Genomic DNA, 14345 nt, shown 5'->3' on the forward strand with positions numbered 1-14345 from the left:
TATTCAAGGTACTTATTCACCATGATGGTGTGTATCCTTTTATATATTAAAATCTTCATGAATTATACCATGTTATGGGAGCTTGTCTATCCCTTAATTTTGTGAAAAAAACAAAAAAAGAGTCCTGAACTGCCGGACTCTCTCAAGTTGTGCCTATCTGCCGTTCGGATATACCATGACCTTCAGACTACTGCTCTTATTGTGTAATGCACGTTCCATCGCCTGCTGTGTCTCTTCGAGTGAATAACGATCTGTAATCAGGGACATTACGTCATGCTGGCCGGAGCTCAGGAACTCGATCCCTGCCGGATACGTGTTGGCATAACGGAATATGCCATAGATATCAACTTCATTGTCCGCAATAAATGGAACATTGAGTGCAATCTCATCCTGTGCAGGCAGACCCACAATCGCAAGTTTACCTCCACGTCGAAGGGAATACAGAGCAGATTGTAGCGCCTTTGGATTGCCCGCTGTTTCCCATGCGGTATCGACACCCACACCACCTGTTAAATCGCGAATCACAGCCAGCGCATCTTCATTCCGCACATTAATGGCATGAGTGGCACCCATGCGGCGTGCCGCTTCCAGCCTAACTTCTTCCAGATCCGTTACAATGATCTTCTCTACACCGAAAGATTTGGCAGCAGCCACGGCCATGAGTCCAACTGGACCCATGCCCATAATCGCCAGGGTTGTACCCGGAGCCAATTTGCTCCGGCGTGCAGCGTGAATCCCAACGGAGAATGGCTCGTTCATTGCGGCTTCTTCATAAGACAGATGATCTGGAATCGGGAATACCATATCTTCACGCATCACCATGTATTGTACAAATGCGCCATCCACGGGAGGGGTCGCCAGAAATTGTACATCCGGACACAGGTTATAGCGACCTTCCTTGCATGCCGTGCAACGTCCGCAAGTCACCCCAGGCTCAATAGCAACCCGATCCCCTGTTTTCAAACGTGATACGTTCGAGCCCACAGCAGCAATGATCCCCGCACACTCATGACCCAGAATGATCGGTTTTTCCACGACAAATCTGCCTATGCGCCCATGTTCGAAATAATGCACATCCGAGCCACACACCCCGACAGCCATCACCTGGATTAACACCTCATCCGCTGCTGGTTGGGGAACGGGTTGTTCCTCAATAATAATATGTCCTGGCTTTGTCATGACTGCGGCCTTCATGTTCTCGGGCAGTTGATGTTGTCCCATACGCATCTCCTCCTCAGGTATGTCCATGCTGTCTATTGTACATCAAAGAAAACAAGGTATCTTCCCTCTTTACATCACCAATCAATAGATTGTTCGACCTTGTTCATCCGCAATACCGCTCTTGCGATAGAAATACGTATTGATCATGTCCCGCCATTCCTTGGCATGTTCGGCCTGATTATCCTGTAATGAAGCAACTTTGCTGAAAATGTCCGGGTCGATTTTGCCCTCCAGCTGTCTCCATCTCTCGGCTAACGCCTCCGCCTGCGCTACACCTTCAAAGTGGGTATCATAAATATGCTGAATGACCGTCTTGCCCGAATGCAGAACATGGGTGTATGGCACGTGATGGAAAAATAAGATCAACTCATCCGGACAGGTGTCCAAGGACTCATAGCGATCCGCATTCTCAGGATGATACTGTGAGGTGTATCCTGTACCGCTCTTCACGGTTCGATCTACACCAATGCTATGACAATCGGCAAAGTGATACGTCCCCCATTTGGAATACTCGTATCCATCTACATTCGGTCCATAATGATGTTCGGGATTAACCATCCAACCCACACCGAGAGGCGCCGTATAATTCTCATAGATATCTAGTGATGTCAAAAGCATATCCGTAACCTTCCGCACGACTTCGTCTTCATGTCCAAATGTGAGTCTCACCCACTCATCGGCAATCTCTTCTGCCGACAGCTCCGGATTCCACGCAAGTCTCCCGTATCCATACAGATTCGCCTGCGCGAGTGGGTGTCCTGTCCAACAGGCATCAGCACCAATGTTGGAGACTGCCGCGAAGCCACTGTGAGGTCGTTTATACAGAGAACCATCCGCGATTCTCTTGATCTCTGAACCTTTGCCTTTGGCGTAGGTGTCAAAGTCCAATACTTCTTTCCACTGGGGAACCAGATAACAGAGATGACGCTGTTGCCCGGTATACTCCTGTGTAATCTGGAATTCAATCACCTGATTCGTATGTTCCATGGCTCCGAACAGTGGGGATACCGCCTCCCTCACCTGAAAGTCCATCGGCCCGTTTTTGATCTGCAAAATGACATTTTCGGCAAAACGCCCGTCCAACGGCGTAAAGTGGTCATATGCTGCACGTGCACGGTCAGTGGAACGATCCCGCCAGTCCTGCTTGCAGTTATAGACGAAGCAACGCCAGATCACCAATCCACCGAATGGCCGAAGGGCTTCAGCCAGCATGTTTGCACCATCAGCATGATCACGGTTATACGTGAACGGTCCCGGCCGATTCTCGGAGTCTGCCTTGATCAGGTAACCGCCAAAATCCGGAATGGCTGCGTACACCTTGGCCGTTTGAATGTTCCACCACTCCCGTACCTGTGCATCCAGCGGATCTGCTGTACGTAACCCACCAATCTCGATTGGACTCGCGTAGTTGGCGCTCAGGAACAATCGAATACCATACGCTCTGAATTCAGCAGCAACCTTCGCCACATCGCTAAGATAACGTTCCGTCAAAAACAAGCTCTCACGGCGGTGTACATTGACATTATTGATCGCTATGGCATTGATGCCTGTCGAAGCGAGTAAACGTGCGTAGTCCCTGATGCGGTCCAAGTCCAGTGTGAATTCCCCGTTATCATAGAAAATGGAGTCTCCTGCGTATCCACGTTCAATGCTGCCGTCCACGTTATCCCACTGATTGATCATCCGTAGCGCATTGGTAGGCTGCTCTGTAATGAAGCTCCATTTACTCACAGCGCCATCCGCCTCACTTGCACTTCCTTGATCCATTGTCAGTTCCCGAAGCAGATGGAATGCACCATACAATAATCCTTGGGGAGTCTCTGAACCAATGACCAGCACACCCTCGCTTTCACGAATGATGTACCCTTCTCCTTGAACAGCAGAACGCTCTGTCTCACTGAACGACGCAGCCACCGAATCGCTCCCTGTCCAAGTACCGATTCGTATGGCGGGATCGGAATCGTGATTGTGCCGCTCACTTTGCTGAGCATCAGACAGCTGACTGACTGTCGGTTTCACGCCATACAGCTTCTCCAGTCCCCGTGAAAGTTCGGTCAGCGCTGTTGTGATTACTCCATGCTTCTCTTCCGCCAGTATCAGCTTACTCCACGCAGGAGCCTTCTTACGGGCAATTCCATTCACTTTTGGCAATTCGGAGTGATACCCCAGCCATGCATCATACTGTGGACCTGACAAAGCAGATTGAACGATAGATTGGTTCATTGTACCGCCTCCTTGGTAGCATAGATGTGTGCAAGGTGATTCCCTTTTCCTTCGAGTAGCCATAGAATCGACGTCACACCACGCGGATAGTACTTGCTGCCAACCGCTACGCCAGACAGGATCTGGTCACTCCAGCACCAGTACGATTCCTCCGGATGCAACAGCCAGTTGACATGAGCCGCGTCCGCTGCCTTGCCTGTCTCATTCCATTCCACATCCAGCAGCTCTCTAGCGATGAACTGGGACAGATAGATTTTGCTCAGCCACGAGTTATTGCTTGTTGAGGACAGTTTCCAGCCTCCATCTTCGAACAGGCATGTTCCTGGTACAAGAACCGTCTTCAGATGAGTTTGGAGTGCTTTCAGATAAGGTCCAAAACGACCATTGACATCCAATGCTGCTTCACAGCCTGTAAAGTAAGGGAATACCAGACCTTCAATCGCCGGAATGATTCGGGAATCATTATTTTCTGCAATAACAGCTGGAATGTAGCCGCCATCCGTCAACTGTGCAGCAATACTGGCTGCGCAGCGATCCGCCTGAAGCCCCGCTTGATGTGACAGATCCGCCAACTTCTCCGTTGCGAACAACTTCTCCAATGCAACATAGACCGCCCAACATTTACCCGCCAGATAGATATTATTGCGCGACTGACCCAGTGACACATCCAGGCTGTCATAAGTTGTAATTTCCGCTCCACCTTGGGTACGGCTGCTATCTAGGCCCATCAGACCGTTACGCTGTTCCGCGATAGGATGGTCACGATTAAGCATACTTTCGAAGCAATTTTGGATAACAGGCAGCATGTTTTTCACAAATGCTTGATCCTGTGTCTGTTCAATGTATACTGTCGCGCAGCAGAGCCAGTTCACCAGTTCCTCGTGGCTCATCTGTGAAAAGCAGTCGTCAATGCCAACCAGTTCATATGCCGAGTGTCCAGGGCGTGAGAACACGTTGGCAACACCCATATCATGGGTAAAGGTTATTCCGCCCGGATGTAACTTTTCTTCCCCCGGGAAACGAACCTGATCGGTATAACTGTATCGTTTGACAAACCACTCCAGCTCATTACGCACCGTCCATGGATTCAAGGCAAGCTCGAAGTACAACTGATCGGCCGTCAGATCAAGTGTGTTCATCATCCGATACTCCCCTTCGTTCACCACCCAGAGTGGCTCGCCATCGGCATCCAGCAATTGAGTACTGGCATAATAACTGTGAATGGAATGAGCAAGCATGAATGATTGATCTTCGGTCAAAGCAGTCGTTCCAAGGCGCTGTTCAACCTCTCCACAGGATGCGGTCAACTCACTGAATCGTTGGAGTGCATACGCTCCTGCTGCCTGAATATCGGAGAAGTAGCGCGTATACCAATACGTTGTGTCCATTCCGGTTGTCACAATGCCCCCGCGATAGAAACATACGGCGAATTGATACGTACGTTTCTCTCCAGCCGGCACCTCCATCAGTAGTGCAGCGGTTGAGCCAAGTCCAAATGCCAGATTATCCCGATGTTTCTCCTGCAAGAGCTTCTCCAGCGTGAATCCGCGTGCTGGCCACAGTCCGTCATCTGCCGACATAATCGCTGTAAGTCGACCTTGTCCCACACCTGTGATGGAGCCGCCCTCAGGTCCCCCAATTAGACGCATTGCAGAGTACGGATCATTGCCCTGATAGCCAAAATAGGCTTTACGTGCTTGTTGACCTTGCGTATTGTCAATCGTCATCTCGACCAATACGGCAGGTACGAGTGCATCCATTAAGGCTTCACGATCTCCACTCGTTGGGTCAGGTACTGGACGTACAGGCGAGTAGATGCAAAATGTCAGATCTCCTGCAGTCCATGTATCTGTACCTGAGGTGAATTCACGGGTAATCTCTTCATCACGAAAAGCCGCAATCAGAGGTTGCGGAACTTTGGACGCTGTGGTCAGCGCCGTGTCCCCATTTTCCAACTTCTCTACATCATAACGGCTGCTCTCATCCTCGGAAGCTTCATAAAAAGGAAGCGCCTGATAATTCTCTCCATCGCGAGATTGTAATCCAATATATACATTCTGGTCTGCCGGTTTGCCGAGCTCAAGACCCAGCCCGCCTTTGGCTCCTTTATATCCCAGTGTGAAACTCGCAAAAGCACCAATCGGTGCGTGATGTGCATTATAAAAGATGGATTTCGATGTGCTCACGAATCATAACCCCTCTCTAAATAGTTTGCATACGTTTTCATTAGCCCCATCCTAACACGTGGTTCCACCTCAGACCATGATCAAATCAATCTGATATTTACCCAAATCAAGCTGATAGACTATAATGGATTAAAGCGGTTACACAAAAGCATTCCATTTGAAATAAGTACGTAATCAAAAGCGCTTTTTTGAACAATCTCTATAAAAGGGGGATCTTCCATGTCGTCAACGTTCTTGCCTCCTGCTTTGGGAGAAAGTGTCCATGAAGTTTTTTATCCAGATGTGCAAACAACAGTCAATCTGTTCGCCATTCATTTACGAAGAGTTGGTACGGACTGGGATTATCCGGCGCATGAGCACCCTCAATATGAACTGAATTATGTTACCGAAGGCGAGCAAAGGATGATGGTGAACGGTACCCTATATATTCAAAAGGCTGGCGAACTGCTCCTGATTCCACCGGGAAGCATTCATTCCAGTCAGAGCCATAACGGCAAGGGATTCACGTATTTTTGTATGCACTTTGATATTGATGATCAGTTGTTCCTATCGTTGTTGGCACGCATCAAGCAAATACGATTCAGCGCGGATAGTCCGGTTACACAGCAGATTGAGCCGGTTTTACACAAATTGATGTCATCTGCGGATGATGAAACTGCAAATACGATGGTGCAGCGTATGCAGTTGCAATCTGCGGTATTCGAATTATTTGGTCATCTGTGGGAGGCGGTCTCGCAAGAGGCAGCACAATGGTTTACCGACGGACATGAAAAGATCGAACTCGCCCACCAGATTCGCAATCGACTGCAGGGCCTGATGAGTCAGCAATTCAAACAGGGACACGAATCGAGTGGTCACTATGGCATTGATGATATTGCAGCCGAGCTGGGTATCAGTTCTTCTCACTGTAATCGCGTGTTCAAGCAGGTATTTGGCCAGTCTCCCCGTGCTGTATTGTCCCAGTTGGTTTTGCATGAAGCGAAGCTACTTCTGGGCAATCCGAAGCTATCCGTTCAGAATATTGCCGTCATGCTTGGATACAAGGATATTGCCCATTTCAGTCGTCAATTCAAGCGCTGGTCCGGCATGTCACCATCCCGTTACCGACAGGAAAAGCCTGCTCTGGAATAAGGTCCAGTAGCAGGCTTTCGTCTTTTTTATTGATTTCTTATTTATTTCAACAAACGTTTAATCAGCTTCAGCTTGTTATCATACGGGGGATACAGAATCGGCAGATTCAGTTTGGTGCTTTTTTTCAGTACACTTTTGAGATGGGAGAACGTTTCGAAGCTGTACTTTCCATGATATGAACCAACACCGGAATGACCAACACCGCCAAATGGCAAACGCGGATTCGCAACATGTGTGATGGTATCGTTAATGCAGCCGCCTCCAAAAGAAACTTCACGCAGCACCTTGTCCTGAATCTGTGTGTCGGAAGTAAATAGATACAAGGCGAGTGGTTTCGGCCGCTTTACGATCTCTACAATGGCCTCATCTACGTTACGGTAGCTAATGATCGGCAGAATCGGTCCAAAGATTTCATCTTCCATCGTAGCTGCATCCCAGGATTCAGCATCAATTAATGTAGGTTCAATGAAACGGTCTTCCTCATCCGATGCGCCACCATATATCACTTTGGCCTGATCCCGTTCAATCAACGTCGTCAGACGTTTAAAATGACCCTTGTTCACGATTCGTCCATAGTCCTTGTTGTGCTGGATATCCGATCCAAAGAAGGACACGATCGCTGCTTTCATCTCTGTAATTAACGGTTCCTTCACGCGCTCATGCACGAGCAAATAATCGGGTGCGATACAGGTCTGTCCTGTATTGAGCAGTTTGCCCCATATAATGCGTTGCGCAGCTACTTTGATATCCGCCTGTTCATCAACGATGACCGGACTCTTGCCTCCCAGTTCTAACGTAACGGGAACGAGATTTTTGGCAGCTGCCTCCATCACAATCTTGCCTACCGGTACACTGCCTGTAAAAAAAATATAGTCAAATGGCGCATTAATCAGCGCTGTCGTTGTGTCTTTGGCACCTTCAAGCACTTGTACGTATGCCGGTTCGAACACACTCGCAATCATTTCACGTACAACCGCGGACACTGCCGGTGTATTCTCTGACGCTTTGAGCACGGCTGTGTTACCTGCTGCAATCGCCCCTACCAATGGTTCGATTAAGAGTTGAAATGGATAATTGAATGGTCCAATGATCAGAACAGACCCATAGGGTTCAGGTATAATAACACTTTTGGACCCCAAGAGTGCCATTTGCGTTTTCACTTTAACGGGTTTCACCCATTTTTTCACTTTACGAATGGTGTGTGTAATGCTGTCCATCATAAATCCAATCTCGGTCGTGTAGGATTCGAACTCGCTTTTGCCCAAATCCTGATGTAGAGCTTCTGTCAGTCTGGTCTCATACTTTTGAATCGCCTGCTTGAGTTGGGTCAGACGGGCAATTCGAGCTTCTGCTGATCGTGTGGCCCCGGAATGAAAGAATTGTCGTTGCTGCTCCAAAATTAGTTCAACTTCCTGACTGGTTACTTCCTGCATAATCGTTGTCATATATACATACTCCTCTGTTTAGTTTTGATTAAGCGTTTAAACTTACGAACCTATTAGGTACATGCAAAAGCATGTTACAGCACTATTCCTCTACAGGCACTCTTCTTCCAAAGCAGCTACCAGTTCCTTCAGAAGTTCCACCGATGCATTCAATGAAGCCGAATAATATCGCTGTGTGCCCTTCTGTTCCACTGATATGAGTCCTTTCTCTAACAAAAGCTTGAGATGATGAGATATGGCTGGCCGGGATAGACTGGATTGCTCAGTAATTTCATTCACGGTCATTCTGCCCTTCTCGGTGAGTGTCAGCAAAATGGCTTGACGGTGATTGTCACTTAACACCTGAAATAACGGGATACAGGTTTGAAAAACGCTGATTGCTTTTTGTCCCATGGTTTCACCTCTATACGATTTCTTTATATTTCTTTATCAATATTCCAACGTGTAATTTCTCCGTTATTTGCGTCTGTTGGTTTAAACATTCGAACCTAATAAACTGAATTGTACTCTGCATTTCCTTGAACTGCAAGTGAATCATCAACTAAATTTAATATAATGCCGATAAAGCGCTTCCATACTACCATACAAGTATGGTAGTATGTCAATGAAGGAGTTGAAGTTGTGGAATATACCCCGAAGTTATCATCCAAAACCGATTTGTTACCTGTTGCGAGCAGCATGTTTTCCATGAATAAACAATCTTATTCAACGCGAGATATTCTTTACTTCACGCTGAAACAACTCATTTTAAGTCTGAAAATGCCTCCAGGAACAGCTATTTCTGAGAAGGAAATTTCAATGGAGTTTCAGGTAAGCCGGACACCTGTTCGAGAGAGTTTTGTAAGACTTGCTCAGGAAGGTCTGCTGGAAGTGTATCCACAGCGTGGCACATACGTCTCTCTGATTCAGGTCGATCTCGTTGAGGAAGCACGGTTCATGCGTGAACAGCTCGAACGAGCCGTAATCAGGCTCGCCTGCGAGAACTTTCCAAACGAACAAATGGTAGCTCTTGAACAGAACCTTGCGTGGCAGCAGGAATGCAGGATCAAACCGGATGATGAACGAATGTTTCAATTGGATGAGGAATTCCATAGCACTCTTTTTGCAGGATGCAATAAAAGCAACATCTGGACTGTTATCCAGCAGATGAATGTACACTTGAATCGAAGTCGCATGTTACGCCTGTCCTCGGATCATCAGTGGGATCATTTAATTGAACAACACCTGTCGATGGTCAAGGCCATTCAACAGCATGATGCCGACACAGCAGAGCGACTGATGCAGGAACACTTGCATTTAACTGTTACCGATTTGGCTGTCCTGCAGGATACATATCCTTCCTATTTTCAATGACTGCATTTTTCTTACTACTATTCATGATGAGGTGAACGTGATGAGAATGGTTTTTCGCTGGTTCGGCGAAGGCAATGATACGGTAACGCTGGATCATATCCGGCAGATTCCGGGTGTTGAAGGTATTGTGTGGGCACTGCATGATGTTCCTGCTGGCGAGGAATGGCCGATGGACAAGATACTCGCTGTCAAAACGGCAGCGGACAAGGCCGGGTTACATCTGGATGTCGTTGAGAGTGTGAACATCCACGAAGATATCAAGTTGGGTCTGCCATCAAGGGATAAATACATTGCGAACTATATTAAAACGATGGAGAAACTGGCTCAGGTGGGTGTGAAGGTCATCTGTTACAACTTCATGCCGATCTTCGACTGGCTTCGCACGGATATGCACAAGGAAATGGAGGATGGTTCAACTGCCCTCTTCTATGAGCACAGTAAACTCGCAGATATAGAACCTCTAGAACTCGTTCGACGCATTACGGAAAACTCCGCACTCACCATGCCAGGTTGGGAACCGGAACGATTGCAGTATTTAACAGGTCTGTTCGAAGCCTACAAGGATGTAACCGAGGATCATATGTGGGAGCACGCACGTTATTTCCTGCAAGAGATTATGCCTACAGCCGAACGGCTGGGGATTCGAATGGCCATCCATCCGGATGACCCGCCTTGGCCAATCTTTGGATTGCCGAAGATTATTATAAGTCAGGAGAATGTTCGGAAATATTTGAATCTTTATGATAGCCCTTACAACAGCGTGACACTATGCAGTGGCTCTTTGGGAGCAAATGCGGATAATGACATTATCGGCATGATACACGAGTTCAAGGATCGGATTCCATTTGCCCACATTCGTAATGTCAAAATCTACGAAAACGGCGACTTTATCGAAACTTCACATCGCAGTCAGGATGGCAGTGTTGATATTGCGGGGGTTGTTGAGGCTTATCACGATATCGGTTATGAAGGTTATGCAAGACCCGACCACGGTCGTCATCTCTGGGGAGAACAGTGCCGACCTGGCTATGGACTCTATGACCGGGCTTTGGGAATCATGTATCTCTGGGGCGTCTGGGATTCCCTGCAAAGGAGGGCAAAAGCATGAGTGAACACCAATATGAACGCTCAACTCGTCTCGAAGGCAGAACAGTTGTAATCACCGGAGGTGCTGGGGTATTATGCCGCTCCATGGCGGAAGAACTCGCTCGACATGGTGCAAACGTAGCCATTCTGAACCGTACCGTGTCCAAGGGACAAGAAGTTGTAGCTGCAATTGAAGCTGCAGGTGGCAGAGCGATTGCTGTTGCCTGTGACGTAACCCAGGCTGAGAGCGTGCAAGCGGCGGCAGATGCTGTGCTGGAGCAACTTGGACCCTGTGATATTCTTATTAATGGCGCCGGTGGCAATAACGCCAGTGCCAACACCACGAATGAAATTTTTAGATTGGTAGATCTGGCGCAGAATGATGTCACTACGTTTTTCGATGTATCTGTAGAGGGTTTTCGTCAGGTGATGGATCTGAATTTTGTCGGTTCTCTCATCCCCACTCAGATCTTTGCAAAACATATGATAGAGCGCGATGTTCCTGCCACTGTCATTAATATTTCTTCCATGAGCGCCCCATCGCCCATGACGAAAGTTCCAGCGTATAGTGCTGCGAAGGCCGCAATTAACAACTTCACGCAGTGGCTTGCCGTTCATCTGGCCGAATCGGGTATTCGTGTCAATGCTATTGCACCCGGGTTTTTCCTGACCGAGCAGAACCGTAATCTATTGCTGCAACCAGACGGCTCACCTACGGAGCGTTCCAGTAAAATTATTGCACATACACCCATGCGCCGCTTTGGCAAACCGGAAGACCTGCTTGGCACATTGATGTGGCTTGCGGATGAAAGACAGTCCGGCTTTGTCACTGGCACAGTCATTCCAGTAGATGGTGGATTTATGGCGTACTCGGGTGTATAACGATAAAAGCGAATGCTTCCTTTTCATAGTTTTTTCTTTTATCTTCGTTACATGTAAATGATTCAGTTCAACTCATATAGGTCATTGTTGAAACCGATACTTGGAATACTTATCCATGTGTCGGTTTTTTGCGTTCAAGCATAAGATCACCCAGCCTAGGAAATGCTTGTCATAGAGAATTGGAGAAGTGAAGTAAAGGAAGGTGATACATATATGATGGAAGAAACATGGGTTGTTGCAGTAAGGTCTATTATTGCCTTCCTGACCCTCATCATCTACACAAGGGTGCTGGGCAAACAGCAAATGGGTAACTTAACGTATTTTGATTACATCAACGGCATCACAATTGGTTCCATTGCGGGAACGTTTGCAACTGATCTTTCCTCCAAAGCGTGGATTCATTTTGTGGCCTTGACCATTTTCACAATCATTACGATCATCTTTCAGTATATTACACTGAAGAATCGTACCATCTCCAAACTAATGGACTCTGACCCCACATTGATCATCCAGAACGGTAAAATTCTCGAACAGAACCTGAGCAAAATGCGAGTTAAATTTGACGAGTTGACCATGATGCTTAGGCAAAAAGATGTATTTGATATCACGACGCTAGACTATGCCATTCTTGAACCGGATGGAAGCCTCTCCGTCGTTTTGAAACCTGAGAATCAGCCTGTAACCGCAAAAGACATGCATATGCACCCGCCCAAGAGCAAGCTGATGACAGAAATCATCATTGACGGCCTTCTGATTAAGCAGAATCTGGAGGAACGAAACAAGGATATCAATTGGCTCAGCGAGCAGCTGAAAAAGCAAAAGATCACGATACAGGATATTGCTTTTGCCGCGATATTGCCCAATGACAAATTGTATGTTGATCTGTTCAAGGACAAGATCACCGATAAAATCGATATGGGCGATTATGAGGGGCCTTTCTAAACTCTTTACATCAAGGAGGCGTTTGAATGAAAACGCGTTTCTGGCTGTTATATGTGCTTCCGATCTGCCTCATTCTTGTGTTCGTTGCAATTATGGCTAGCGGAGCCTTTCTTAAAAAGCCATTTGGCACCGATGATCGCTTGCTTGAATCTATACAAACATTAGAGAAACAAGTTGAGGGTAAAAAATGGACTGAAGCCAAGTCTCAAGTTAATTACGCCATGAAGGCCTGGGATAAAATTGTCAACCGCATTCAGTTCAGTGTGGAACGTGAAACCATATATGATATTCTGGGCACCCTTGCGCGGATCAAGGGCGGCGTTGCGGCAGAGGATGATAAGGCGATTATGGAAGAGATTTATTACTTTTATGTGCTATGGGAAAATCTCGGAGATTAAATTCCGTGTAATCTATATCCGATGTAAGTCCAACAGCAAAAGGCACTCTCCCTTCAGGCAGAAAGGAGGTGCCTTCTTTGCTTGATATATCTTCATATTCGTTACGCTCTTCGTAATCCCCGAGAACGTGATGAACGCGAAGTACTTTCTTTGCGGAAAAAGAGTGTCAGCGCACCTTTGGCGCACCACAGTGCAAACAAAGCAAACAGTGTTCCCCAGAATAGCGCCGGAAGGAATGTCTGCTGAGCGAGATTCGCCGCATCGCCTGCCCGAGAAGGTTGAGTCCAGGACATCAGTCCAACGTATACGGCACTAACGACAGACTCTTCCAGTGTAAGAAACGCCAGTAGTAGATAATAGTACTTCACAATCTTGGCACCAAAAATCATAATGACAACGTTAAGTACGATGAACCCGGTCAGCCATAACATGCCGAACTCTCCTCTTACATATAACAGGAGCGACACCAGAGCGACAGCCGTCATAATCCCGAGTCCCCACATATGCAAGCCTTTGCGGTATAAGTAAAACAACAGCCAGGCGAACAAGGATGCACTGATATATCCTGCGAGAGAAACCAATATAGATCTGCCTGGCGTCAGCATGGATGAATACGTTACACCGCTATGATCAGCGTACAATTCAATCCGCAGCACTTTACCCGACAATATTAACGTCATTAGTGCATGGCCGAATTCGTGAATCATCGTATCTAGGTTGCGGAACAGGGACGAGAATGGGATGAATCGTGTGAGAAAGACGGAGCCTAATAGAAAAAGTATCGTTTTGACCCACTTATTCAATCGTGTCATACCTCCTTTACCTTCAAATAAACAAGCCTATCCTTTATACTACGCTTTTTTCACTCGATTCGTTTCGGCTTCCGAACTGTAAAGCACAGTGCTCCATCCACCAGCAGAAGCTCCGATTGTGTCCAATGAAAAAAGAAGATAGATCATAGCGGCCTTTTTCGGCCTCTAGCGTAACGAGTAGTCGATTCCGCATCCGATGGAGCGCGTAGTGCACGAATTGATCGGCAACTTCACTTTGTACCAGAGTAACATAAGCATAGAGGGAATGATCAACAGGTTCATCAAGCGGACTCACCCCTGCACATGAAAATTCCGTCGTTACCCCCGCCTTCTGAAGTATGGACAATGCGTTCACGAGCTCGGCATCAACTTCAACACCGTTCCATATCTCCGTTTTCTTCGCGGAAACCGTATGTTTGTCGCGTTCCGTCCAGTGCATCAGCTCCAGCTTGCGCCGTCTCCACAGATGGGCAGGCTGTTCACTTAGCAGCACTTCATGTTCTTCATTTAAATTCATCCAATGCGTCCTCCTGTTCTCCTTGATCCGGTCACCTCATCAACAAAGAGAGAGCACATCCCTGTGCTCTCTGCTTCGCAAAAAGGCAAAGGAATGGCACTCCCATTCCTCAGCATGTTGTATTATTGTACCTTTTTCATTGAAAGGCA

Annotated in this window: 13 protein-coding genes; 6 read left to right on the top strand and 7 right to left on the bottom strand. The window is 47.3% G+C overall.

Annotation, left to right across the window (positions count from 1 at the left end; translation table 11 throughout):
• Positions 1-153 precede the first annotated feature (153 nt).
• The 3 genes from MKZ12_RS16835 to MKZ12_RS16845 form a co-directional block, all read right to left on the bottom strand.
• Positions 154-1227: an NAD(P)-dependent alcohol dehydrogenase gene (locus MKZ12_RS16835; RefSeq protein ID WP_339255662.1), complete on the bottom strand. Its 1074-nt coding sequence runs from the start codon at positions 1225-1227 to the stop codon at positions 154-156.
• 75 nt (positions 1228-1302) lie between these two features.
• Positions 1303-3444, bottom strand: a complete 2142-nt coding sequence (locus tag MKZ12_RS16840) for an alpha-glucuronidase family glycosyl hydrolase (RefSeq protein WP_339255664.1) — start codon at positions 3442-3444, stop codon at positions 1303-1305.
• Positions 3441-5630 carry a glycoside hydrolase family 52 protein gene (locus MKZ12_RS16845; protein ID WP_339255665.1) on the bottom strand — a complete coding sequence of 730 codons (2190 nt, stop codon included), beginning with the start codon at positions 5628-5630 and terminating at the stop codon, positions 3441-3443. The genes MKZ12_RS16840 and MKZ12_RS16845 overlap by 4 nt, the downstream gene beginning before the upstream one ends.
• A 219-nt stretch (positions 5631-5849) precedes the next feature.
• Between MKZ12_RS16845 and MKZ12_RS16850 the strand changes: the two genes are divergently transcribed.
• Positions 5850-6761: an AraC family transcriptional regulator gene (locus MKZ12_RS16850; protein ID WP_339234216.1), complete on the top strand. Its 912-nt coding sequence runs from the start codon at positions 5850-5852 to the stop codon at positions 6759-6761.
• A 41-nt stretch (positions 6762-6802) separates the two neighbouring features.
• Here MKZ12_RS16850 and MKZ12_RS16855 read toward each other — a convergent pair whose 3' ends face one another.
• Both MKZ12_RS16855 and MKZ12_RS16860 read right to left on the bottom strand, forming a co-directional pair.
• Positions 6803-8206, bottom strand: coding sequence for an aldehyde dehydrogenase (locus MKZ12_RS16855; protein ID WP_339255668.1), 1404 nt, complete (start codon positions 8204-8206; stop codon positions 6803-6805).
• 90 nt (positions 8207-8296) lie between these two features.
• Positions 8297-8599 carry a metalloregulator ArsR/SmtB family transcription factor gene (locus tag MKZ12_RS16860; RefSeq protein ID WP_076331658.1) on the bottom strand — a complete coding sequence of 101 codons (303 nt, stop codon included), beginning with the start codon at positions 8597-8599 and terminating at the stop codon, positions 8297-8299.
• A 285-nt stretch (positions 8600-8884) separates the two neighbouring features.
• Here MKZ12_RS16860 and MKZ12_RS16865 point away from each other — a divergent pair, with 285 nt between their 5' ends.
• From MKZ12_RS16865 to MKZ12_RS16885, 5 genes are all read left to right on the top strand, one after another.
• Positions 8885-9559 (top strand): GntR family transcriptional regulator, encoded by a 675-nt coding sequence (locus MKZ12_RS16865; RefSeq protein ID WP_339261461.1) that lies wholly within the window; start codon positions 8885-8887, stop codon positions 9557-9559.
• Positions 9560-9599: 40 nt separating this feature from the next.
• A complete protein-coding gene (gene uxuA / locus MKZ12_RS16870; protein ID WP_339234221.1) occupies positions 9600-10667 on the top strand; it encodes a mannonate dehydratase in 1068 nt (355 codons plus the stop codon).
• Positions 10664-11527, top strand: a complete 864-nt coding sequence (locus MKZ12_RS16875) for an SDR family oxidoreductase (protein WP_339255670.1) — start codon at positions 10664-10666, stop codon at positions 11525-11527. The genes uxuA and MKZ12_RS16875 overlap by 4 nt, the downstream gene beginning before the upstream one ends.
• A 213-nt stretch (positions 11528-11740) precedes the next feature.
• A complete protein-coding gene (locus MKZ12_RS16880; protein WP_339234224.1) occupies positions 11741-12469 on the top strand; it encodes a DUF421 domain-containing protein in 729 nt (242 codons plus the stop codon).
• 26 nt (positions 12470-12495) lie between these two features.
• Positions 12496-12867 carry a DUF4363 family protein gene (locus MKZ12_RS16885; RefSeq protein WP_339234225.1) on the top strand — a complete coding sequence of 124 codons (372 nt, stop codon included), beginning with the start codon at positions 12496-12498 and terminating at the stop codon, positions 12865-12867.
• A gap of 101 nt (positions 12868-12968) precedes the next feature.
• Here MKZ12_RS16885 and MKZ12_RS16890 read toward each other — a convergent pair whose 3' ends face one another.
• Positions 12969-13670: a M50 family metallopeptidase gene (locus MKZ12_RS16890; protein WP_339234226.1), complete on the bottom strand. Its 702-nt coding sequence runs from the start codon at positions 13668-13670 to the stop codon at positions 12969-12971.
• Between the two features lie 43 nt (positions 13671-13713).
• A complete protein-coding gene (locus MKZ12_RS16895) occupies positions 13714-14196 on the bottom strand; it encodes a hypothetical protein (RefSeq protein ID WP_339234228.1) in 483 nt (160 codons plus the stop codon).
• Positions 14197-14345: the final 149 nt, after the last annotated feature.

Origin of the sequence: Paenibacillus sp. FSL R5-0713 (assembly GCF_037973325.1) — a bacterium.
Classification (GTDB): domain Bacteria; phylum Bacillota; class Bacilli; order Paenibacillales; family Paenibacillaceae; genus Paenibacillus.